Origin of the sequence: Amycolatopsis sp. VC5-11, assembly GCF_037034185.1 — a bacterium.
Classification (GTDB): domain Bacteria; phylum Actinomycetota; class Actinomycetes; order Mycobacteriales; family Pseudonocardiaceae; genus Amycolatopsis; species Amycolatopsis nivea.
This window is the reverse complement of record NZ_JBAGKF010000036.1, coordinates 1-23,135: the sequence shown is the minus strand read 5'-3', so window position 1 is coordinate 23,135 and position 23,135 is coordinate 1. Positions and strand designations below refer to the sequence as shown.

The window sequence follows — 23,135 nt, the reverse complement described above, 5'->3', positions numbered from 1 at the left end:
GAGCACCGGCAAAGCGCCGCGCCGGGCCGCACGGGCCGAGTCACCGCAGCGTGGGAAGGCCCTGGGGCGGTTCGGACGTTCAGCCCAGCGCGCGCGGATGCGCGGTGGCGTAGACCTCTCGCAGCGTCGTGACCGTGACGAGCGTGTACACCTGGGTCGTGGTCACCGAGGCGTGGCCGAGCAGTTCCTGCACCACGCGGACGTCCGCGCCGCCCTCGAGCAGGTGGGTCGCGAACGAGTGGCGCAGGGTGTGCGGCGACACCGCGGCGGTGATCCCGGCCCGCTCGGCGGTGTCCTTGAGCACCTGCCACGCGCTTTGCCGGGACAGCCGGCTGCCGCGGGCGTTGAGGAAGATCGCGGACGTGCCCCGGCCGTTCGCGGCGAGCGCGGGACGGGCGCGGACCAGGTACGCGTCGAGTGCTTCCAATGCGGGACGGCCGATCGGCACCAGCCGTTGCTTGCCGCCCTTGCCGTCGAGCAGGACGGTGCGCTCGGTCTCGTCCACATCGTCCACGTCGAGCCCGACGGCCTCGGAGATCCGGGCTCCGGTCGAGTAGAGCAGTTCCAGCAGCGCACGGTCGCGCAAGGCGCGTTCGCCGTCCGGCGGCGGAGTGTCGAGCAGCTTCAGGACGTCCGCGACCGGCAACGCCTTGGGCAGCCGTTTCGCCGCGGCCGGCGGACGGACGTCGCGGGCCGGGTCGTGTTCGGTGAGCCCGTCGGCGTGCGCGAATTTGTGCAGCCCGCGCACCGCGACGAGCGCCCGCGCGGCCGACGACGCCGCCAGCGGCCGGTGTTCTTCGTCGCCTTCGCGCAGCGCCGCTCCGAACGACGTGACGTGCGCGGGCGTGACCTCGGTCAGCCGCACGATCCCCGCCGCTTCCAGGTGAGCGGCATAGCGGCGGAGGTCGCGCGAGTAGCTGTCGAGGGTGTTGCGGGCGGTGCCGCGTTCGACGACGAGGTGGTCGAGGTACGTGGCGATCGCGCCCCGCACCTCGACTCTCGCGTCATTCACGCCGCCACTCTAGGACGGCGCCCTGACAGAACCGGGAATTCAGCCCTCGGCCAGTCGGCGAGCGAACCGCGTCGGCCGGTCCTGCCACGGCGCGTCGGCCGGGCGCGTCTCCGCCGCCCCGGTCAGCACCGCGTGCGCCGACAGCACGCCCGAGACGGTCGCGCCGTTGACCAGCTCGCCCGCCAGCGCCATCCGGACCGCCTCGGCGAGCGGGAACTTCCGCACCACCAGGTCGGCCTCCTCGTCGCCGAGCACCTCGCGGTCCACTTCGGACAGATCGCGCGCGAGGAAGACGCGCACCACCTCGTCGGTGAACCCGGGCGAGGCCGCGACGTCGACCAGGGTGTCCCAGCGGGCCGCCGCCAGCCCGGATTCCTCGGCCAGCTCGCGCTTCGCCGCCTCGACCGGCTCCTCCCCCGGCTTGTCGATCAGCCCGGCGGGCAGCTCCCACAGCCTGCGCCCGAGCGGATGCCGGTACTGGTGCACGAGCGTGACGTTGTCCTCGCTGTCCAGCGCCGCGATCACCACCGCGCCGAGGTGTTCGACCACCTCGCGCTTGGCGGTTTCCCCGCCGGGCATCACGACGTCGTCGACCCGGAGGCCGACGACGCGTCCCACGTGGACGACCGTGCTGCCGGCGACGGAGAACTCGTGCGTGCCGGGCGCGCTCACCGAGCCGCCACGGGCGTTTCGGGGAGTTCGACCGGGAGCCGCTCGGCGACCTTGCGGTCCACGACGGCCTTCACGAACGCGCTGAACAGCGGGTGCGGCCGGGTCGGGCGGCTCTTCAGCTCGGGATGCGCCTGGGTGCCCACGAAGAACGGGTGCTGGTCCGCGGGCAGTTCGACGAACTCGACGAGCCGGTCGTCCGGCGAGGTGCCGGAGAACACCAGGCCCGCGTCGCCGATCTGCTTGCGGTAGGCGTTGTTCACCTCGTAGCGGTGGCGGTGGCGTTCGGACACCTCGGTGGTGCCGTACGCCTTGGCGACCTGCGAACCGGCCTTGAGCTTCGCCGGGTACGCGCCGAGCCGCATGGTGCCGCCCATGTCGCGCTCGCCCGCGACGACGTCGCGCTGGTCGGCCATGGTCGAGATCACCGCGTGCTGGGTGTCCTCGTCGAACTCGGCCGAGTTCGCGCCCTCGATGCCCGCGAGGTTCCGCGCGCTCTCGATGACCATGCACTGCAGCCCGAGGCACAGCCCGAGCAGCGGGACGCCGTGCGTGCGCGCGTAGTGGATCGCGCCGACCTTGCCCTCGATGCCGCGGATGCCGAACCCGCCGGGGATCAGCACACCGTCCACATCGGACAGCACGGACGCCGCGCCGGATTCGGTCTGCGCGTCGTCCGAGGCGACCCAGACGATCTCGACCTTGGCGCGGTGCGCGAACCCGCCCGCGCGCAGCGCCTCGGTGACCGAGAGGTACGCGTCCGGCAGGTCGATGTACTTGCCCACCACGGCGACCCGGACGATCTCGCTCGGGTTGTGCACGCGGTCGAGCAGGTCGCCCCACACCGTCCAGTCGACGTCCCGGAACGGCAGGCCCAGCCGGCGCACCACGTACGCGTCGAGCGCCTCGCCGTGCAGCACCTTCGGGATGTCGTAGATCGAGCGCGCGTCCGGGCAGGCGATGACCGCCTCGGTGTCGACGTCGCACATCAGGCCGATCTTGCGCTTGAGGTCGTCCGGGATCTCCCGGTCCGCGCGGCACACCAGCGCGTCCGGCTGGATGCCGATGTTGCGCAGCGCGGCGACCGAGTGCTGGGTCGGCTTGGTCTTGAGCTCGCCCGAGGGGGCGAGGTACGGCACCAGCGACACGTGCAGGAAGAAGCACTGGTCGCGGCCGACGTCGTGGCGCACCTGGCGGCACGCCTCGAGGAACGGCAGCGACTCGATGTCGCCGACCGTGCCGCCGACCTCGGTGATCACCACGTCCGGCGCGACGCCGTTCTCGTCCGGCCCGGCCGCGGCGGTGATCCGCGCCTTGATCTCGTCGGTGATGTGCGGGATCACCTGGACGGTGTCGCCGAGGTACTCGCCGCGGCGCTCCTTGGCGATCACCTCCGAGTACACCTGTCCGGTGGTGACGTTCGCCTTGCCGTCGAGAGAGCGGTCGAGGAAGCGCTCGTAGTGCCCGATGTCGAGATCGGTCTCGGCGCCGTCGTCGGTGACGAACACCTCGCCGTGCTGGAACGGGTTCATCGTCCCGGGGTCGACATTGAGGTACGGGTCGAGCTTCTGCATCGTGACGCGAAGTCCGCGCGAAGTGAGCAGCTGTCCGAGGCTGGACGCCGTCAGACCCTTACCCAGAGAGGAGGCAACGCCTCCGGTGACAAAGACATACTTGGTAGCCCGCGACTGAAGTCCCACGGGCCGCCAGCATATCCCACTCCCGGCAGATCGCTCGCCGACGCCTCTTCCCGGCGCGGCGGAATCGGTTCACCCGCGCCGCGCTAGGCTGCGCGCGTGCCGAACATCCGCGATGACCACTGGACCGCCCCCGTCGCGGGCGCCTCGCTGGACGCCGCGGTGCGCGTCCCCGGATCGAAGTCGATCACCAACCGGGCCTATGTGCTCGCCGCGCTCGCGAGCGCTCCCACGCGGGTGCGCCATCCGCTCGATTCGCGCGACACCCGGCTGATGCTGGCCGCGCTCGCCTCGCTGGGCGCGCTTTCCGAGGAGACCATCGACGGCTTCCTCGTCCACCCGCTGGGCACCATCAGCGGCCGCGGCGACGAAACGACCGTCACCCTCGGCAACGCCGGCACGGTCGCCAGGTTCACGCCCGCGCTCGCCACGCTCGGCGATGCCTCGGTGCAGTTCGACGGCGACGACGCGATCCGCCGCCGCCCGATCGACCCGCTGCTGGCCGCGCTGCGCAAGCTCGGCGCGCGGATCGACGACGGCGGACGCGGCGCGCCGCCGTTCACCGTGCACGGCACCGGCGGGCTGCGCGGCGGCCGGGTGGACCTCGATTCGTCGGCCTCCAGCCAGTTCCTGTCCGCACTGCTGCTCGCCGGTCCGGCCTTCGAGCGGGGCGTGACGGTGCGACTGGTCGGCGGTGCCCCGCCGAGCGAACCGCACATCGCGATGACGCTGGACATGCTGCGCCGGTTCGGGGCCACTGTGGAGCGTTCCGGCACGGAATTCCACGTGGAGCCGGCGAAACTGTCGTGCCCGGAGTACGTCGTGGAGCCGGATCTGTCCACCGCGGCCCCGTTCGTGGCCGCCGCGGTGGTCGGCGGCGGGACGGTCCGGGTGCACGGCTGGCCGAAGCAGACCACGCAGCCGGGCGACTGGCTGCGCGGGCTGGTGACCGAACTGGGCGCGAAAGCGACGCTGGACGACGACGGCCTGGTCGTCACCGGCGGCGGCGCGTTCCCCGGCATCGACCTCGACCTGCACGAGGTCGGCGAACTGACCCCGGTCATCGCGGCGATGCTGTGCTTCGCCGAGAGCCCGTCGAGCATCACCGGCGTCGCGCACCTGCGCGGCCACGAGACCGACCGGCTCACCGCACTGGCGACCGAACTGTCCGGCCTGGGCGCGGGCGTCACCGAACTCGAGGACGGCCTGGAAATCACTCCCGCCCCGATGCACGGCGGCGTCTTCCACACCTACGAAGACCACCGGCTGGTGATGGCGGCGGCGGTGCTGGGGCTGCGCGTGCCCGGCGTGCTGGTCGAGAACCCGGACACGGTCGGCAAGACGTTCCCGAAGTTCGTCGAGACGTGGAGCGACGCCGTCAGCTGAGCAACCGGCGGATCTCCTCCACCACCGCCTCGGGTTCGGTGACCGGCACCAGATGCCCGGACTTCTCCGCGATCCGATGCCGTCCCCGCGGCGACACCCGTTGCGCGTGCGCGGCATTCGCCTCCGCACGCATCGCCGCGTTCATCCCGTCCCCAGCCCGGCCGCCGGACACGACCGTCACCGGACAGCCGTTCGGCGCGGGCGGATTCGTCCGCCAGGTTTCCAGTTCGTCGAGGAAGGTCCGCGCCTGCTCGGTCTGAGTGCGCAACACCTGCGGGGTAAAGCCCTCCCGCACCAGATCGCGCCGGACGTCTTCGGGCGCGGCCCGCAGCATGGGGCGGTACAGGAACTTCAGCAATCCAGTCGCCGCGAGGATCCGGCCCGTGCGCAGCAACTTCCGTTCGAGGCTGCGGAATCGCGGCGAGAACAGCACTTCCGCCGCCTCGTCGGTCGGGTCGACCAAGACCAGCCCCGACACCTGAGCGGAAGTCCGGGACGCGGCGAGCCGCACGATCGGTCCCCCGGCGCTGTGCCCGACGAGCATGTACGGTCCCGGCCCGAAGTGGCTCAGCACGTCCACGAGGTCGTCGGCCATCCGGTCCAGCGTGCGCCCGGCCGGATCCGGCGCGCTGCGGCCGAGCCCGGACCGGTCGTACACCACCGCCCGTGCGAACTCGCCGACCAGCGGCTGCACGAGCCCCCACGACGACCGGCTCGCCGCCGCGCCCGCCTCGAACACCACAGTCGGCGCGTTCTCCGGGCCTCGCAGCACCATCGCGTACAGCCGTCGTCCGTCCTTGGTGGACACCCACTCCGGCTCGCCCTGCACGTGCGCCACCAGCGACCCCCTCGCTTGAAGTTAGGGTCACCTTACTAGCCCGCGGGACGCTCGTCCCGCTCGTCGTCCCCGAAGAGGTCGCGCAACGTCACCGCGCGGTTGACCCGGACGTGCTCGGCGGCGTACTCGCGCGCCCGCTCCACGTCGCCGGACCCGATGGCGTCCACCAGGCGGCGGTGCTCGTCCAGCAGTTCGCCCCAGTGCTCGTTCTGGCTGGTCAGCCACCGCAGCTGGCCTTCGAGCGGATGCAGCATCGTGGTGAGCAGCCGGTTGCCCGCGATGGCGATGATCTCGTCGTGCAGCCTGCTGTTGACCTCCGAAATCCGCGCGCCGTCGCCACCCTGGGTGACCCGCGCGGACTCGGCGAGCAGCCGCTCCAGCCGGCGCATCTCCGGCTTCCCGGCCCGTTCCGCGGCACGCGCGGCGGCGAGGCTCTCCAGCGCCTCCCGGACGTCGAACAGCTCCTCGACATCCACGCGCGCCAGCTGCCGCACCACCACCCGCCGGGGCGAGGGCACGACCACGAAGCCCTCGGATTCCAGGCTGCGGATCGCTTCGCGCACCGGCACCCGCGAGACCCCGAGATCGTCGGCCAGTTCGCGCTCGACCAGCCGGTCCCCCGGCTTCAGCCGCCCGGTCAGGATCCGCTCCCGCAGCTCGTCGAGCACCCGGGCACGCGTCGCCGCGAGCGGCTGCCGCTCCTCCGTGGCGCCCACCTGACCCCCTCTCGCCGACACCGGCCATTCGCGAGTTTATCGGGCAGAGGGTTGACTCAGCAGACCTGCGGCGCGATATTTGGGATCCCAAGTTTGGGATCCCAAAGCTGCCGGCACGTCGACCGGAGGTCTGCAATGACGCACGCCCCGTCCACCGAAACCAGCGCGGACGTCCAGCCGAAACCCGACCCGCGGCTGTGGAACGAGGACCTGGCGCCCGCCGAGGAGCGGCGCTGGAAGGTCTACGACATCTTCGCGCTCTGGATGTCGGACGTGCACAACCTCGGCAACTACACCTTCGCCGCCGGCCTGTTCGTGCTCGGCCTGTCAGCCTGGCAGGTGTTCACCGCGCTGCTGTTCGGGTTCGTGATCATCTTCTTCGGGATGAACCTGATGGGCCGGATCGGGCAGCGCACCGGCGTCCCGTTCCCGGTGGTCGCGCGGATCAGCTTCGGCACGTTCGGCGCGAACCTGCCCGCGCTGATCCGCGCCGTGATCGCGATCTTCTGGTACGGCATCCAGACCTACCTCGCGAGCGTCGCGATCACCCTGCTCGTGCTGGCGATCGATCCCGGCCTGAAACCGTTGACCGAGCACAGTTTCCTCGGCCTGCACGCGCTCGGCTGGATGTGCTTCGTAGCGCTGTGGCTGGTGCAGGCGTTCGTGCTGACCCGCGGCATGGAGGCGGTGCGCAAGTTCCAGGACTGGTGCGGCCCGCTGATCTGGATCGTGATGATCGCGCTCGCGGTGTGGATCCTCGCCGCGAGCCACTGGCACATCTCGTTCACCAGCAGCCCGCGTCGGCTGTCCGGCGGCGAGCAGGTGCGGCAGTGGTTCGGCGCGGCCGGGCTGATCCTGTCCACCTACGGCACGCTGATGCTCAACTTCTGCGACTTCTCCCGCAACGCCCCGGACCAGAAAACGGTGCGGCGCGGCAACTTCTGGGGCCTTCCGGTGAACTCGACGGCGTTCGCGCTGCTGTCGGTGATCGTCACCGCGGGCAGCCTGCAGGTGTTCGGCGAGGCGATCACCGACCCGGCCGAACTGCTCGCCCGCGTGCACAACACCCCGGTGCTGATCATCGGCGCGCTCACCTTCGCCATCGCCACGATGGGCGTCAACATCGTCGCGAACTTCGTCTCCCCCGCCTACGACCTGGCCAACATCTGGCCCAAGCGGATCTCGTTCACCGTCGGCGGGATGATCAGCGCCGTCGCCGCGCTGTGCGTGCTGCCGTGGAAGCTGTACTCGTCGCCGGTGGTGGTCAATTACTTCCTCGGCGGGCTCGGCGCGTTCCTCGGGCCGCTGTTCGGGATCATGATCGTCGACTACTACCTGATCCGCCGCGGCAAGGTGGACGTCGAGCAATTGTTCGTGCGCGACGGCAAGTACCCCAAGGTGAATCCGCGCGCGATGGCGGCCTTCTTCCCGTGCGCGGTGCTCTCCGCGGTGATCGCGCTGGTGCCGTTCTTCGCGCCGGCCGCGCCGTACTCGTGGTTCCTCGGCACCGCCAGCGCCGGTTTGCTCTACTACGCCGTTTCGTACCGCCAGCGGAGGGCTTGATGCGGATCCTCGTCACCAACTGCAACACCACCGAGGCCATGACGAAGGAGATCGAGACCGGGGCGCGGGCGGCGGCCAGCCCCGGCACCGAGATCGTCGCACTGACGCCGAAGTGGGGCCCGGAATCGGCGGAGGGCTGGCTGGACAGCTTCCTGTCCGCCGCCGCGGTGCTGGACCTGTTGCGCACCACCGGGGAAACGTTCGACGCGGTCGTCCTCGCCGGTTTCGGCGAGCACGGCCGCGAGGGCGCGCGGGAACTGCTGGACGTGCCGGTGGTCGACATCACCGAGGCCGCGGCGCATCTCGCCGGGCTGCTCGGCCGCCGGTACGGCGTGGTGACGACGCTGGACCGCACGTGCGGGCTGATCGAGGACAGCCTGCACTCGGCCGGAGTGGCCGCCAACTGCGTCGCAGTCGTCGGCACAGGCTTGAGCGTGCTGGAGCTGCGCGACGAGGAACGCACGGAATCCGCGCTGCTCACCGCGGGGTTGCGGGCGCGCGACGCGGGCGCCGAAGTGCTCGTGCTCGGCTGCGCCGGGATGACCGGGCTGGACCGCAAGATGTCGGCGATGCTCGACGTCCCGGTGGTCGACGGCGTCGCCGCCGCGGTCCGGCTCGCGGAATCCCTGGTGGCGCTGGGATTGCGCACCAGCCGGGCCGGTTCCTACGCGCGGCCGCTCGACAAGCACCGCACCTGGCCGGGCTGACCGCTCAGCCGCGCACCGGCACCCGGGCGCGCCCGGTCAGCGCCTTGCTCCACGGCAGCCGCCGGAGCACCTCGACGATCGCGAAGGTCAGCGCGACCGTCGCCGGGTACGCCACCAGCGTCGTCCACGGCGCGCCGTAGCGGTCGCCGACGAAGACGAACAGCGGGTCCAGCACCGCGATCGCGATCGGGTGGGTCAGGAACACCGCGAACGACCGGTTCACCGCCCAGGACACGAACCTCCCGCCGCGCTGCCTGCTCTCCGCCCAGCGCGCGCCCGCTAGGTAGATGCCGGCGATCACCGCGACGAACCACGGGATCAGGTATGGGCGGAAAGCGTCCGACGCCATCTCCGGCCACTCTCCGAAGTGGACACTCACGAAGTAGCCGGTCTCCGCGATCGCGAGCCCGCCCGCCATCGCCAGCAGGACCCAGCGCGTGTGCGTGCGCAGCCAGGCGTGCACCGCCTCGAAATGCAGCGCCGCCGCGGCGCCGAGCAGCATGTAGAACTGGTAGACGAGGAAAGTCGCGAAGAACTTGCTGACGAACACGTAGCCCAGCGCGGCGGGCGGGTAGCTCATGAAGATCGCGACCGCGACCTGGATCGTGCCGGAGACCGCCAGCACGGTCCACGGACGGCGGCGGATCAGGTCGAACATCTTGGCCAGCAGCGGGAACAGCAGGTACACCTGCAGCGTCACCAGCATGAAATACATGTGGTACCAGGCGTTCCCGGTGAGCAGGTCCAGCCCGAGCGTGCGCAGCTGCGCGCCGACCGACCCGAACGGCTGGCCCGAGGTGATCAGCGTGTACACCCGGTAGATGACCGTCCAGGTCACGTACGGAATGGCGACCAGCGGAAACCGCCTGCGCCAGAACTTCCCCGTCTGCACCGGCCGGTCCCGGTAACCGAACACGAGCACGAACGCGGTCAGCGCGAAGAACGCTTCACGGGTCAGGTGCAGCGGGGTCTGGATCGCGTCGGCGACGACGTCCTGCGGAAAGGTCGTGGAGCCGACCACGTGGATGAGGATGACCAGGGCGAACGTGACGACCCGGTACAAATCGAGCTGACGCAGGTGCGGCGATCGGACGGGCGCCGGCTCGTCCGATCGGACGAGCGGGATCTCGGTAGTGGTCATCGTTCGGCCGTGCTCCCGGGGTCGTTGGCGCTCATGGTGCCAGGCTCTCGTGCGCAGCTGTGAACCACCCATGATCTTCCTGAGACCCGCCTGATGCCGGACGGGACGGGTGTCGGATCAGCCACACCCGTACGGGTGAACCGGAACCCCGCGGTGGTCCGGACCACTCGCCCCGCTTGGAACAGGCCGTTCGTCGGGCCTTTCCGGACACTTCACCACAAAACGCCCAGGCGCGGAAATTGGTCTAGTCCACAGTATTGACTCCGGCTGTGCCCTGGTTCACATTCGACTACGGGCCGGCCCCCGCTCCTGCAGTGATCACCCGATGTCCGACGCTTGCCGCGCATTCCGGTGCGGCGGGCGGACTTCGCTTGTGCGAGGGAGAACCCTTATGCCCCACCGGACCTTGAGACCGCTGGCCGTGGCCTGCGCCGCCCTGGCCGCCGTGGTCGTGGCCGGTCTTACCATCCTGGCCCGGCCCGCCCCGGCCACCGCGACGCCCGCGCCCTCCTCGGGAGGCCTGCGCATCGCCTACTTCGACCAATGGAGCATCTACCAGAACGCCTACTACCTCAAGAACGTCGACAAGATCGCCGACAACATCGACTACCTGCTCTACGACTTCGAGAACATCGACCCGAACAACCTCACCTGCTTCGAGACGACCAAGGCGACCACCCCCGACCCGGGCGGCGAGGACGACCCGAACGCGGGCGACGGCGCGGGCGACCAGTTCGCCGACTACCAGAAGTCGTTCGGCTCGGACATCAGCGTCGACGGCACCGCCGACACCTACAACATGCCGATCGTCGGCAACTTCCACCAGCTGCAGGAACTCAAGGCCCGGCACCCGAAGCTGAAGGTGCTGCTGTCGCTCGGCGGCTGGACCTACTCGAAGTACTTCTCCGACGCCGCGGCCACGGACGCCTCCCGCAAGAAGTTCGTGAGCTCCTGCATCGACATGTTCATCAAGGGCAACATCCCGGCCGCGGGCGGCTTCGGCGGCCCCGGCACCGCCGCGAACATCTTCGACGGGTTCGACATCGACTGGGAGTACCCGGCGCACCCCGGCGGCCACACGGGCAACCACTACAGCCCCAACGACACCCAGAACTTCACCTCGCTGCTCGCCGAGTTCCGCGGCCAGCTCGACGCGCTGGGCAAGCACTACGCGCTTTCCGCCGCCCTGCCCGGCGGCCAGGACAAGATCGCGAAGATCCAGACCGACAAGATCCACCAGTACATGGACTTCGCGGACCCGATGACCTACGACATGCACGGCGCGTGGGACAAGACCGGTCCGACGAACTTCCAGGATCCGCTCTACCCCTCGCCGAACGACCCGTCGACGCCCATTCCGCCGGGCACCGAGAAATACACCATCGACCAGGTGATGAAGGCTTACACGCAAGGAGATCCGGCGTACGGCATCCCCGGCGGGTTCCCGGCCTCGAAGCTGACCCTGGGCATCCCGTTCTACTACCGGGGCTGGACCGGCGTTCCGGCCGGCTCGAACCACGGGCTCTACCAGACGGCGACCGGTCCGTCCGCTCCGCATCCGTTGAGCGGCAACGTGCCCGGCGTCGCGATGTACAAGGAACTCACCGGCGTGGTCGACAACCCGGCGACCACGTTCTGGGACCCGACAACGCAATCCGCGTGGTTCTACGACGGGACGAGCTTCTACGGCGGTTCGTCGAAGCAGTCGATCAAGGCGCGCACCGATTACATCCATTGCAACGGCCTCGGCGGCGCGATGATGTTCTCGCTCTACGACCTCGACCCCGATTCGACGCTGTTCCACGCGGTCGTGGACGGGCTCGCTGCGCCGACGGAGGGCTGCTCCGGCCCGCCGCCGACCACCTCGACGACGCCCACCACTCCCACTACGCCGACCACCCCCACGGCCCCGACCACGCCGACGACCCCGACCACGCCCACCACTCCCACGACCCCGCCGGGCGGCCAGTGCACCGCGGCGGCCTGGGATTCGGGCAAGGTCTACAACGGCGGCGCGGTCGTGTCGTACAACAACCACACCTGGACGGCGAAGTGGTGGACGCAGGGCGAGCAGCCCGGCACCTCGGACGTCTGGTCGGACAACGGAGCCTGCTCCGGCAGCGGCGGCCCCACCACCGCGTGCCCGGCGGCGTGGAACACCTCCCAGTCCTACAACGCCGGCGCGGTCGTGTCCTACAACGGCCACCGCTGGTCCGCCAAGTGGTGGACGCGAGGCGAAACGCCCGGCAGCGCCGCGGTCTGGGCCGACAACGGCACCTGCTGACCCCGCAGCAGGCGCGTGAATGACGGCGGCGCCGGGTTCTCCACCCCGACAGGAGACCCGGCGCCGCTGCCTTGCCTGTGCTGTTTTCCCGCCCCGAAGGGAAACCGCCGCGTTGTCAGTGCACACAGTCGGCGGCGGTACCGGGTTTCCTCGCCCACGAAGGGAATCCGGTGCCGCCGCCGACTGGTGTGCGGGAGGCGAAAAGTCTCAGTTCCCCGAAGCGGTCACGCCCGGCGCGATCGCCTGCGCGTTGCCCGCGATGCCGTACCGTCCCGACCCGCCGTTGAGCTGTTCCTGCAACGCCAGGATCGTCGCGACCCGGCCCGCGGCCGAATCCGCGTTGTCCACAGTGGACAGAATCGACGTGGCCGAGGTGTCCGCGCGCACCACCCCGATCGGGCCGGAACCGCCCGCCGAACCCGGGTCCCCGGCGAGCACCGTGCCTGCGCCGGAGCGGTCCATCTGCGCGGCGAACCGGGCGATCGTCGCGGCCCGGTCCCCCGCGCCGTCGCCGGTCTGCTGTGCTCCGGTCAGCACGATCGCCAGCTGCGCGGGCTGCACGCCCTGGCTCGGCTTCACGAAACCGCCGTCGGTCAGCCCGCCGAGCGCGGCGGCGAGTTCGTCGCCGCTCGACTGCGGTTTCGCGCTCGCCTTGTCCAGCAGCAGCGTCGAACCGAGCAGCGCGCCGGCGAGCGTGCCGGAGTCGCCCGCGGTCGGGAACTTCGCCCCGGCCGGCTGCAGCCGCGTGACGACGTCGCGCAGCTGGTCGGCCTTCGCCGGGTCGGTGAACGCGTCGGTGAGCTGGAGTTCGCCGGTGACCGAGGCACCGGCCTGGCCGACGAGCTTCTTGAGCGCGTCGCGGTCGGCCGGGCGCGCGTCCTGCGTGGTGACGATGACGACGCTGCGCTTGTCGAGCGCGCCCGCGACGACCTTCGGGCCCATCGTCCCGGCGAACGCGTCGGCGTCGGACAGCCGCGAGTTGAGCGAATTGCGCTGCGCTTCGAGATCGGCGACCTGCGTGCCGAGGTCTTTCTTCTGGTCCGCGAGCCCGGACAGCAGCGAACCGTTGAGCGCGGTCGAGCCCAGCACCACGCCGACGGCCAGCGCCAGGAAGCACGCGGTGATGGAAACGATGTGGTACCGCAGGGAAATCACGTGAAGAGACCCTTCACCCAGGCGACGAACGTGGACCAGGTGTGCTGGATCCACTCGAGATAGACGGAGCCGACGTCGGAGACCAGCAGCGCGGCGATGACGACGACGATGGCGGCGAGCACGAGCAGCGCGACCGCGCCGAGCGACACCCGGGCCCGGTGCAGCGTCGCGACGGCCTTGCCGTCGACCAGCTTCGTGCCGAGCTTGAGCCGAGTGAGGAACGTGGACGGGTTCGACCCGGACCGGCCGTGGTCGAGGAATTCCCGCAGCGTGGCCTGGAATCCGACGGTGACCACGAGGCTCGCGCCGTGCGCGTCGGCCAGCAGCAGCGCGAGGTCCTCGGCGTTGCCGGACGCGGGGAAGGTGACCGCGCCGATGCCCAGGTCCTGGATCCGCTCGACGCCCGGCGCGTGCCCGTCCGGCTGCGCGGGGACGACGACCTCGCCGCCGCTGCGCAGCGTCGCGGTGCCGATCCCGGTCGGGTCGCCGACCATGACGTCCGGCTGGTATCCCTGCGCGCGCAGGGTGTCCGCGCCCGCGTCGACGCCGATCAGCACCGGCCGGTGCTCGCCGATGTACTTCTTGAGCTTCTTGAGGTCCTCGGCGTGCCCGTTCCCCGCGGCGACGACCAGCACGTGCCGGTCGCGCACCGGGACCTTCAGCTCCGGCACGCCGACGCCGTCGAGGATCAGCGTCCGCTCGCGGCGCAGGAACTCGATCGTGTTGGCGGAGAAGGCTTCCAGCTGGGTCGACATCCCGGCCTTCGCCTCGATCATCTGGTCGGCGACGCTTTCCGGGGTCTGCTCGACCCCGGTCGCCAGCTGCCGCTCCCCCAGGTAGACCGCGCCCTCGTGGACGCGCAGCTTCGTGCCGTCCTTGACGCTGCGCAGCAGGTCCCCGCCGACCGAGTCGACGAGCGGGATGCCCGCCGCCACGAGGATTTCCGGGCCGAGGTTGGGGAACCGGCCGGAAATCGACGGCGACGCGTTGACCACCGCGGCGACCTCGGCGGCGACCAGCGCGTCGGCCGTGGCCCGGTCGAGGTCGAGCTGGTCCAGCACGACGATGTCGCCCGCGCTGACCCGGCGCAGCAGTTCCCTCGTGCGCCGGTCGACCCGCGCGACACCGATGACGCCGGGGAGGGCTTCTTGGTTCCGCGCGAGTAGACCAGTGAGCTTCATGTGGCTGATGGTGACAAATTTGTGCCGGGGTGCGGAGCCGACGCGCCGATGCGGACGTGACTCGTTGTGGTGAGCCATGTCGCGCGGTAGGCGGAGCCGGGGTTAACTGTGCGGTCCGCCCGCCTCGAAATCGAGGTTGGACCAGGGGCTCGCGGGATCGTTCAGCAGCCGGTGGCGCACCCGGGCGGCCGAAACGTATTCCGGGCCGAATTCCTCGCCGTCGAGCGCGAGCAGCCTGCCCAGCACGTATCCGGTGGACAATTCCGCCCAGGAACCGTGGTAGCGCCGGGCGATCGCGCCGGCTTCCAGCACCATCAATTCCGCGGTGAGCGCGTCGCAGTACCCGACCGCCAAACCCCAGCGCGCCAATTCGACCGCGCGGCCGACGTCCCAGCCGATGATGCTGTCCACCACGCCGTCCGGCTCGAGCAGGCCGTCGGCGCGGAACCGCTGTTCGTACCGGACGATCCGGCGCACCGCCTCGAGGAGCGGCCCGGCCTGGTCCTCGGCGTCGTTGTCGGCGCACCACTGCCGGACCAGCTCGACCCAGCCGTAGACGTCCAGCGCCAGCCCGCTGCGGGCGCGCAGCACGAGCACGAGGTTTCCGGTGGTGAGCTGGTAGGAATCGCCGAGCAGCCGGTCCATCGCGGCCCGCCAGTCCGTCGCGTCCGCGACGCCCCACCAGTCGCGCAGGCCGCGGACCTCGGCGACGTAGTCGTGGTAGCGCGCGTCGAGGACGTTCCACGGTTCGGCCGACAGCACCGCCTGGTGCGCGCCGCAGGCGAGCGCGTGCGCGACCGGACCGTCGAGAAGTCCGTACCGGGCCGTGTAAAGCCGCTCGACCTGCTGCTCCACCGCGGTGACCCGGTGCGGGTTCGCGTCGACCCAGGGCAGCACGGCCGCCGCGCTCACCCGCCATTCGCCGAGCGTGCCGCGGTTGAACACGACCTGTTCCTCGTGGCCGAGACCGTGCGTGGCCCAGTCGAGGTCGCCGCTGAGGAAGACCACGTCCGCGCCGAAATCCGGCAGCGCGCCGCGGGTGAACACCTGCAGCGACGGTTCGCCGCCGTGCGCGCAGCAGACTTTCGCGGGCGACCAGGTCCGGTCCTGCGCGAGCCGTTGCGCCTCGTCCCGGTGGATCGGCACGAACAGCTCCTCGTCGCCGAGGAGTCCGAGGAAGCGGTCGAGATCGTCCTCCCGCCGCGCGCGGGCGAGTTCGGCTTCGACGTCGGCCAGCGTGGCCCAGGTCATGGAATCCGGTCAGCCCTTCTTCGCGCGCTTGCGCTTCGCGCCGGTGTTCTTCGCCTTGTCTTTCTCCGCCGTGGCAAGGAGTTCCTCGGCGTGCGCGCGGCCGGTCTCGGTGCCGTCCATGCCGGCGAGCATCCGGGCCAGCTCGCGCACCCGGTCGTCCTGGTCGAGCGTTTTCACGCCGCTGCGCGTGACGCCGCCGCTGGTTCCCTTGTCCACCACCAGATGCTGGTCGGCGAACGCGGCGACCTGCGGCAGGTGCGTGACCACGAGGACCTGGTGCGTGCGCGCGAGCCGCGCGAGCCGCCGTCCGATCTCGACCGCGGCCCGGCCGCCGACCCCGGCGTCGACCTCGTCGAACACCAGCGTCTGCACGGTGTCCGCGTGCGCCAGCACCACCTCGATCGCCAGCATCACCCGCGAAAGCTCACCGCCCGAAGCGGCCTTGTGCACCGGCAGCGGCGGCGCGCCGTTGTGCGCCCGCAGCAGCAGTTCCACTTCGTCGACGCCGTCCGGGCCCGCGTGCACCGCGTGTCCGTCGATCGCGAGCGCCTGCCGGTCGCCGTGCTCGGCCGGACGCTGCTCGACGGTGATCTCCAGCTCCGCCTGCCCCATCGCGAGACCGGACAGCTCCTTGGTGATCGCCGTCGCCAGTTCCGCGGCCGCCTTGCCCCGCGCGGCGGAAACCTCGGTGGCGTGCGCGACCAGCTGCACGGCCAGCTCGTCCCGGCGCAACGCCAGCGCGGACAGGGCTTCTTCTGACGTGTCCATCGATTCGAGCCGACGGCGCGCGTCTTCGGCCCACGCCAGCACTCCGTCGACATCCGCGGCGTACTTGCGGGTGAGCCGCTTGAGATCGGCCTGCCGCGCGAGCACCTTCTCCAGCAGCGCCGGGTCGGCGTCCAGGTTCTCGACGTAACTGCCCAGCTCCGCGCCGACGTCGCTCAGCAGCGTAGAAGCTTCTTCCAGCCGCGGCACCAGGTCGCTCAGCGCGGAATCCTCCGCCGACACCAGCCGCCGCACCGCCTCGCCGACCAGGCCGAGCGCGCCCGGCGCGTCCGGATCGCCGTCCTGCGCGCCGGACACCGCCGCGTGCGCCTCGGTGGCCGTCGCACGCAGTTCGTCGACCGCGGCGAGCCGTTTGATCTGCTCGGTGAGCTCGACGTCCTCGCCCGGTTCGGGAGCGACCGCGTCGATCTCGTTCAGCCCGTGCTTCAGCAGGTCCGCCTGCTGCGCCATCTCCCGGGAGCGGTTGGAGCGCTCGCTCAGCTCGGTGATGACGGCCAGCCATTCCTCGCGGACCTGGCGGTAGGCGGCGAGCGGCCGCCCGACGTCCTCGCCGGCGAACCGGTCGATGACCGCGCGCTGCTCGGCCGGGCGCAGCAGCCGCAGCTGGTCGTTCTGCCCGTGCACGGCGATCACCTGCTCGGACAGGTCGGACAGCACCCCGACCGGCACGGACCGGCCGCCGAGGTGCGCCCGCGAGCGCCCGTCGGCCGCGACCGTGCGCAGCGCGATGACGCTGCCGTCCTCGTCGACGTCGGCCCCCGCGTCGGTGACGATGCGGGCGGCCGCGTCGTCCTTGCCCACGGTGAATCGGCCCTCGACGAATGCCTTCAGCATCCCGTTCCGGACCTTCGACGCCTCGGCCCGTCCGCCCGAGAGCAGATGCAGCCCGGTGACGACCATGGTTTTGCCCGCACCCGTCTCACCGGTGACCACGGTGAAGCCCGCGTGCAGTTCCAGCAGGGCTTCCTCGATGACTCCGAGGCCCTGGATGCGCATCTCGGCCAGCACGACGCATACGGTAGCGGCCCGCACCGACCTTCTGTGCGTTCGAGGTCCGCTAACTCTTCTTTTCGCTGGTCGAACACTTGTGCGGGCGCGTCGCGGATCAGCCGCCCTGGCGCTCCCCGCCGCGCCGGTCGCGCCAGCTGCGCACCGGCAGGCCGAACTTGTACACCAGCCGGTCGGTGAACACGCCGTCCCACAGCCGCACCAGCCGCACCGGCTGCTTGCCGCAGACCACGCGCACCAGCGCGCCCGGCGGCAGGTCGAACGACCGCAGCCCGTCGCAGGTCAGCGCCGCCTTCGGGCCCTTCGGGTCGATGCCGACGGTGATCACCGACTCGGGTGACACGACGAGCGGACGGGAGAACATCGCGTGCGCGTTGCTGGGCACCACGAGCAGTGCCTCCACGTCCGGCCACAGCACCGGGCCGCCCGCGGAGAAGGCGTACGCGGTGGAACCGGTCGGCGTCGCGCATAGCACGCCGTCGCAGCCGAAGGACGAAACCGGGCGGCCGTCGACCTCGATCAGCGCGTCGAGCACCCGCTCGCGGCTGAACTTCTCGACGCTGGCCTCGTTGAGCGCCCAGGTCCGGTAGATCTCCGCGCCGTCGGCGGTGACCGTGACGTCGACCGTCATCCGGTCCTCGACGTGGTATTCGCGGTCGACCACGCGCTGCACGGCGTCGGCGAGCGCGTCCGAATCGGCCTCGGCGAGGAAGCCGACGCGGCCGAGGTTCACGCCGAGCACCGGCACCTCGGCCGGGCGGGCGAGTTCCGCCGCGCGCAGCAGGGTCCCGTCGCCGCCCAGGACGAACACGAGTTCGGCGCCCTCGGCCGGGTTGTGCTCGGGCGCGACCACGGTGCACGGCTTCGCCATGCAGCCGTCCGGGTCGATCAGCTGGAGAACGTCCTCGTCGAGCACGCGCAGCCGGATCCCGGCCTTGGCGAACCGCTGGGACACCTCGCGGGCGGCCTCCCGGGTGGTGTCCCGGTCGGGGTGCACCACGAGGAGCACTTCACGTTCGGCGGTCACTGGGGTCCTTCCTGGACTGCGGTGCGCACGAGCCGTTCGGCGTCCTCGCTGCCCGCGTCTTCCGGCTCCGTTTTGCGGAGCCACACGAAGTATTCGACGTTCCCGGAGGGTCCCGGCAACGGGCTCGCGACGACCCCGCGCAGCGACAGGCCGAGCTTCGCGGCTTCGGCGAGCACGCCCAGCACGGATTCGACGCGCAGTTCCGGATCGCGCACCACGCCGCCGCTGCCGAGCCGGTCCTTGCCGACCTCGAACTGCGGTTTGACCATCGGCAGCAGATCCGCGCCGTCGCGCGCGCACTCGGCGAGCGCGGGCAGCACGAGCTTGAGCGAGATGAAGGAAAGGTCGCCGACGACGAGATCCACCTGGCCGCCGAGCATGTCGGGCGTCAGGTTGCGGACGTTCGTGCGGTCGAGGACCACGACGCGATCGTCGGTCTGCAGCTTCCAGTCGAGCAGCCCGCGCCCCACGTCGGCGGCGATGACCTGGTCGGCGCCGTTGCGCAGCAGCACATCGGTGAACCCGCCGGTGGACGCGCCCGCGTCGAGACAGCGACGGCCCTCGACGGCCAGCCCCTCGGGACCGAAACGCTCAAGCGCGCCAAGGAGTTTGTGCGCACCGCGCGACGCCCAGCCCGGGTCGTCCTCGTCCTTCACGACGATCGGCGCGTCGTTTTCCACGCCGGTGGCGGGTTTCGTGGCGACCATGCCGCGCACGGTGACCTTGCCGCCGGTGATGAGCGCGGAGGCCTGTTCGCGGGAGCGCGCGAGTCCGCGCCGCACGAGTTCCGCGTCGAGCCTGGCCCGTTTGGCCACGCCGGTCAGACCTTGTCGATGCTGGACAGGGCCACGGTCAGCTCGGTGTGCACGGCCTCGAACCGGTCCACGTGCTCGGCGGGCGGCAGCGTGTCGAGGTCGTCGAGCCCGGCGACGGCCTCGTCGATGCCCGCCCGCGGGTCAGTCTGCTGCGGGCCGGGTCCGGGGATCGGCGGGGGTCCGGGAACCGGCCGCGGAACGTTCGGGTGCACAGCCCCAAACTACCAGTCAGGCCAGCCCGAGCCCGGTCACTGCCGCCGCGGCCGCGTCGCCGTCCGCGCGCACCTGCGAGACGCCGGTGCGCCACGCCGCGTCGCACAGCGCGCGCAGCAGGTCGAGCTTGTCGCCTTCGCCGCGTACGGTCAGCTCGTCCCCTTCGCTGATCTCCCAGCCGGTTCGCTTGCCGACGCGCAATTCGTCGGCCGGCTGCGCGAGCGCGGTGAGGTCGGCGCCGAGGTGACTCGGCCGTTCCGCCGGGATCGCGGTGAGCAGCGTCGCCGGAGTCGCGATGCCGGTGAGGACGCACAGCGAGTCGAGCCCCGCCGCGACCGCACCCGCGATGTCCGTGTCGAGCCGGTCCCCGACCACCAGCGGGCGCTTCGCCTTCGCCGACCGCGCGGCCGTCTCGAACAGCAGCGGCTGCGGCTTCCCCGCGACGACCGGCTCCGCCCCGGTGGCGATCTTGAGCGCCCCGACCATGGACCCGTTGCCCGGCATCAGCCCGCGCTCGGTCGGCAGCGTGGTGTCGGTGTTCGTCGCGACCCACAGCCCGCCTGCCCGGATCACGATGCTCGCCTCGGCGAGGTCCGCCCATCCGGTTTCCGGCGAATGTCCTTGCACCACCGCGGAAACGTCGTCGCCCGCGGTCCGCACCGGCTCCAGTCCCACGGCGGAGATCTGGTCGCCGAGCGAGACGGCGCCGACAATGAGCACCTTCGCCCCGGACGGCAGCCGGTCCCGAAGGAGCCCGGCTGCCGCCTGAGCGCTCGTGTGCACCTCTTCGGTGTCCGCGGAGATCCCGAGGTCCCGGAGATGCTCCGCGACCGCCGACGGGGCCTTGGACGCGTTGTTGGTCACGAACCGGATCGCCGTGCCCTTGTCGCGCACGGCGGCCACGGCTTCCGCGGCACCCTCGATCACCTGCGTCCCGTGGTACACGGTGCCGTCGAGATCGAACAGCAGCGCGTCGTAGGCCACGTCAGTCATCCGTCTCGCTGGAACCGTTCGCCTCGTTCGCGTTCGCCTCGTTCGCCAGGTCCGCGGCCCGCTCGGCGGCGTCGGTCTCGTCCTCGGCGTCGGCCTCCGCGGCGTTCAGGAACCACTGGACGGCCTCTTCCTTGCGCCCGGCAGCCTCGAGGTTGTCGGCGTACGCGTAGAACAGGCGCGCGCTCCACGGATCGCGCTTGGCAGCCTGGAGGTCCGGCCCCTGCAACGACACGACCGCCGCGTCCAGCTGCCCGAGATCGCGCCGCGCGCCCGCCGCGACGATCGCCAGCTCGACCTGGGTCGACTTGGTGAGCCGTTCCTTGTCGGTCTCCTTGGCGAGGTCGAGGGCGCGCTCCGGACGTCCGAGCGCGCGCTCGGCGTCCGCGATGATCGCGATGTGCTCGTCGCTGCGCGTCATCCGCCGGACGGCACGCAGTTCGGACAGCGCTTCCTGCCAGTTGCCGGCGTGGTAAGCGACCAGCCCGAGCCCTTCGCGGACGATCGGCACCCGAGACGCCTTGGTCTTCGCGTACCGCGCGTGCTCGAGCGCGGCCTCCGGGTCCTCGTCGACCAGCCCGCCCGCGGCGACCAGGTGCTTCCCGACGGTCTCCGCGAGCCCCTTCGGCAGGGTGCGCAGCTCGCGGCGGACTTCCTCGTCGAGGTCGGAGAACTCGATGTCCTCCGGCAGTTCCGGCGCTTCGAGCAGCTCGCGGGCGAGTGCCGCGTCCTGCTCCTCGACCGTCACCGGCCGCTTGGTGCGCGGACGGTCGTCCCTGCGGTCACGCCGGTCACCACGGCTGTCGCGGCTGTCCCTGCTGCCACGGTTGTCGCGGTCGCCACGGTCGCTGCGGTTGTCGCGCTCCCGACGGTCCTGCCGCTCCTGCCTCTCGCCGCGGTCGTCCCGGCTGTCCTGCGGCCGTTCCTGGCCCTCAGCGGCCTCGACGCTGTCGGTCCGGTCCCCCGCACCCGACTCGACGTCCGCGGTACCCGAGCCCGCAGTCACCTCGTCGACCACCGCGGATTCGACCGCAGCCGACGAGGTCTCCTCGACCTCGTCGCGCCGCCCGCGGACACCCTCGTCCTGACGGTCGTTCCGGAACCCACCGTCGCGCTGGTCCTTGCGGAACCCGCCCGAACGCTCGTCCCGGCGATCCCCGCCAGGCCGCTTGTCCCCGGCGCGGTCGTCGCGACGGAACCCACCGGACCGCTCGCCCCGGTAGCCGCCCTCGTCGCGCCGTTCATTGCGGAACCCGCCGGAGCGGTCATCACGCCGGTCGTTCCGGTATCCGCCGGAGCGATCGTCGCGCCGATCCCCGCGGTAACCGCCCGCGTCGCGGCGGTCGTTGCGGAACCCTCCGGACCGATCGTCCCGCCGGTCTCCGCGGTAACCGCCCTCATCGCGCCGCTCATTGCGGAAGCTGCCCGAACGGTCGTCCCGCCGGTTGTCGCGGAACCCGCCGGAGCGATCGTCCCGGCGATCCCCGCGGTAACCGCCTTCGTCACGGCGGTCATTGCGGAACCCGCCCGGACGGCTGTCGCGACGCTCGTCGCGATCGTTGCGGAACCCGCGGTCGTCGCGCCGGTTCCCGCCGGACCGGTCGTCCCGGAACCCGCCGGAACCCCGGTTCCCGCCACGGAATCCACCGTCGCGCGAACCGCGGTCGTCCCGGTCCCGGTAGCCGCCCGGCTTGCCGCCGCGGTCATCCCGGTAGCCCCCGGGTTTGCCGCCACGGTCGTCCCGGTAGCCCCCGGGTTTGCCACCGCGGTCGTCCCGGTACCCGCCCGGCTTGCTGCCGCGGTCGTCGCGGTAGCCGCCGCGCGCCTCGCGATCGCCGGGCTTGCCGCCTCGGTTGTCGCGGTCGCCGTAACCGCCGCGCCGGTCGTTGTCGCGGAATCCGCCGGACCCGCGCCGATCGTCGCGGAACCCGCCGCCCTGGGAGTCCTTGCCGCGGTATCCGCCCGGCCCGCGCCGGTCGTCGCCGCCGCGCCGGTCGTCGTTCCAGCGCCCGCCGGACCGCTCCCCGTACGAGGACTTGCCCTGCGGCCGCCCGCCGCGATCGCTGTAAGACTTCCCTTCCGGACGATCACCGTACGACTTGCCGGGCCCGCCGGAGCGCTCGCCGTAGGAAGAACGTCCCTCGGGACGCCCCGAACGGTCCCCGTAGGGCTTGCCGCCGGAACGGTCGCCGTAAGACTTGCCTTGCGGACGGTCGAACTCGCGCTTGCCGCGGGGGCGGAAGTCGCGGTCGTCGTCGCGCTTCGCGCCGTATCCGCGGTTTTCGCGAGGGCCGTCGCCGCGATCGGGTCGGCCGACGAACCCGCCGGACCCGCGTGCGCCGCGGTCGTCCCGCCTGGGCCGGCCCTGGTGGCTGTCCCGCCCGCCGCGGTCCTGCCGCGCGCCGCGCCGGTCTCCCCGGGGCGCGTCGGACCGGCCGCCGCGGGAGTCCTGGTCGCGGCGAGCCGACCGACCGGACCCCTCATCCGCTGAGTCACGTCGACCGAACTCGGACACCTGGCCTCCTGCCATAGACAACTCTGGAATTCTGAAGACGGCCCTCCGTACGAGGGCCGATTGACTATCCTACGGGCCCGTTCGGAGCAACCTCGCGCGGGCGGACCTGAGCCGCCTCGCGCGCCCTCCGAGCGGACGCGAACATGAGTCTGGGCCCCGGGAGAACCACCAGGGGTTCTCG

Annotated in this window: 19 protein-coding genes; 4 read left to right on the top strand and 15 right to left on the bottom strand. The window is 71.3% G+C overall.

Annotation, left to right across the window (positions count from 1 at the left end):
- Positions 1-79: 79 nt before the first annotated feature.
- From xerD to WA670_RS44185, 3 genes are read right to left on the bottom strand one after another with little or no spacing between them, the layout of a single operon-like run.
- Positions 80-1,012, bottom strand: coding sequence for a site-specific tyrosine recombinase XerD (gene xerD / locus WA670_RS44195; protein ID WP_134734331.1), 933 nt, complete (start codon positions 1,010-1,012; stop codon positions 80-82).
- 39 nt (positions 1,013-1,051) lie between these two features.
- Complete coding sequence (locus WA670_RS44190) at positions 1,052-1,684, bottom strand: NUDIX domain-containing protein (RefSeq protein WP_134668138.1); 633 nt, start codon at positions 1,682-1,684, stop codon at positions 1,052-1,054.
- The gene (locus WA670_RS44185) at positions 1,681-3,381 is read right to left on the bottom strand and encodes a CTP synthase (protein ID WP_078870557.1); all 1,701 of its coding nucleotides are present in this window, start codon (positions 3,379-3,381) and stop codon (positions 1,681-1,683) included. Before WA670_RS44185 ends, WA670_RS44190 begins: the two co-directional genes overlap by 4 nt.
- Positions 3,382-3,477: 96 nt before the next feature.
- Here WA670_RS44185 and aroA point away from each other — a divergent pair, with 96 nt between their 5' ends.
- On the top strand, positions 3,478-4,764 hold the full coding sequence (gene aroA / locus WA670_RS44180; protein WP_336162154.1) for a 3-phosphoshikimate 1-carboxyvinyltransferase: 1,287 nt from the start codon (positions 3,478-3,480) through the stop codon (positions 4,762-4,764).
- On the opposite strand, the gene WA670_RS44175 is transcribed toward aroA, so the two are convergent.
- Complete coding sequence (locus tag WA670_RS44175; protein ID WP_336162152.1) at positions 4,757-5,602, bottom strand: alpha/beta fold hydrolase; 846 nt, start codon at positions 5,600-5,602, stop codon at positions 4,757-4,759. The genes aroA and WA670_RS44175 overlap by 8 nt on opposite strands.
- Positions 5,603-5,637: 35 nt before the next feature.
- Positions 5,638-6,318 (bottom strand): GntR family transcriptional regulator, encoded by a 681-nt coding sequence (locus WA670_RS44170; RefSeq protein WP_134668141.1) that lies wholly within the window; start codon positions 6,316-6,318, stop codon positions 5,638-5,640.
- Positions 6,319-6,453: 135 nt separating this feature from the next.
- Between WA670_RS44170 and WA670_RS44165 the strand changes: the two genes are divergently transcribed.
- Positions 6,454-7,881 (top strand): NCS1 family nucleobase:cation symporter-1, encoded by a 1,428-nt coding sequence (locus WA670_RS44165; protein WP_037815454.1) that lies wholly within the window; start codon positions 6,454-6,456, stop codon positions 7,879-7,881.
- Positions 7,881-8,588: an aspartate/glutamate racemase family protein gene (locus WA670_RS44160; RefSeq protein ID WP_037815451.1), complete on the top strand. Its 708-nt coding sequence runs from the start codon at positions 7,881-7,883 to the stop codon at positions 8,586-8,588. The genes WA670_RS44165 and WA670_RS44160 overlap by 1 nt, the downstream gene beginning before the upstream one ends.
- A gap of 4 nt (positions 8,589-8,592) precedes the next feature.
- On the opposite strand, the gene WA670_RS44155 is transcribed toward WA670_RS44160, so the two are convergent.
- Positions 8,593-9,729 carry an acyltransferase gene (locus tag WA670_RS44155; RefSeq protein ID WP_336162149.1) on the bottom strand — a complete coding sequence of 379 codons (1,137 nt, stop codon included), beginning with the start codon at positions 9,727-9,729 and terminating at the stop codon, positions 8,593-8,595.
- A 391-nt stretch (positions 9,730-10,120) separates the two neighbouring features.
- Here WA670_RS44155 and WA670_RS44150 point away from each other — a divergent pair, with 391 nt between their 5' ends.
- On the top strand, positions 10,121-12,013 hold the full coding sequence (locus WA670_RS44150; RefSeq protein WP_336162147.1) for a glycosyl hydrolase family 18 protein: 1,893 nt from the start codon (positions 10,121-10,123) through the stop codon (positions 12,011-12,013).
- A 207-nt stretch (positions 12,014-12,220) separates the two neighbouring features.
- Here the strand turns inward: WA670_RS44150 and WA670_RS44145 are convergent, their stop codons facing one another.
- The 9 genes from WA670_RS44145 to WA670_RS44105 form a co-directional block, all read right to left on the bottom strand.
- Complete coding sequence (locus WA670_RS44145; protein ID WP_336162145.1) at positions 12,221-13,168, bottom strand: copper transporter; 948 nt, start codon at positions 13,166-13,168, stop codon at positions 12,221-12,223.
- Complete coding sequence (gene steA, locus WA670_RS44140) at positions 13,165-14,349, bottom strand: putative cytokinetic ring protein SteA (protein WP_037815443.1); 1,185 nt, start codon at positions 14,347-14,349, stop codon at positions 13,165-13,167. The genes WA670_RS44145 and steA overlap by 4 nt, the downstream gene beginning before the upstream one ends.
- A gap of 102 nt (positions 14,350-14,451) precedes the next feature.
- A complete protein-coding gene (locus WA670_RS44135; RefSeq protein WP_037815442.1) occupies positions 14,452-15,600 on the bottom strand; it encodes a DUF1266 domain-containing protein in 1,149 nt (382 codons plus the stop codon).
- Between the two features lie 9 nt (positions 15,601-15,609).
- On the bottom strand, positions 15,610-17,394 hold the full coding sequence (recN, locus tag WA670_RS44130) for a DNA repair protein RecN (protein WP_037815441.1): 1,785 nt from the start codon (positions 17,392-17,394) through the stop codon (positions 15,610-15,612).
- Between the two features lie 97 nt (positions 17,395-17,491).
- Complete coding sequence (locus WA670_RS44125) at positions 17,492-18,421, bottom strand: NAD kinase (RefSeq protein ID WP_037815439.1); 930 nt, start codon at positions 18,419-18,421, stop codon at positions 17,492-17,494.
- Positions 18,418-19,236 (bottom strand): TlyA family RNA methyltransferase, encoded by an 819-nt coding sequence (locus WA670_RS44120; protein WP_336162142.1) that lies wholly within the window; start codon positions 19,234-19,236, stop codon positions 18,418-18,420. The genes WA670_RS44125 and WA670_RS44120 overlap by 4 nt, the downstream gene beginning before the upstream one ends.
- A gap of 5 nt (positions 19,237-19,241) precedes the next feature.
- Positions 19,242-19,448 (bottom strand): hypothetical protein, encoded by a 207-nt coding sequence (locus WA670_RS44115; protein WP_009079580.1) that lies wholly within the window; start codon positions 19,446-19,448, stop codon positions 19,242-19,244.
- Positions 19,449-19,464: 16 nt separating this feature from the next.
- Entirely contained in the window at positions 19,465-20,442 is a 978-nt protein-coding gene (locus WA670_RS44110; protein WP_336162139.1) for an HAD-IIA family hydrolase, read from the bottom strand.
- Complete coding sequence (locus WA670_RS44105) at positions 20,435-22,954, bottom strand: hypothetical protein (RefSeq protein ID WP_336162137.1); 2,520 nt, start codon at positions 22,952-22,954, stop codon at positions 20,435-20,437. The genes WA670_RS44110 and WA670_RS44105 overlap by 8 nt, the downstream gene beginning before the upstream one ends.
- Positions 22,955-23,135 lie beyond the last annotated feature (181 nt).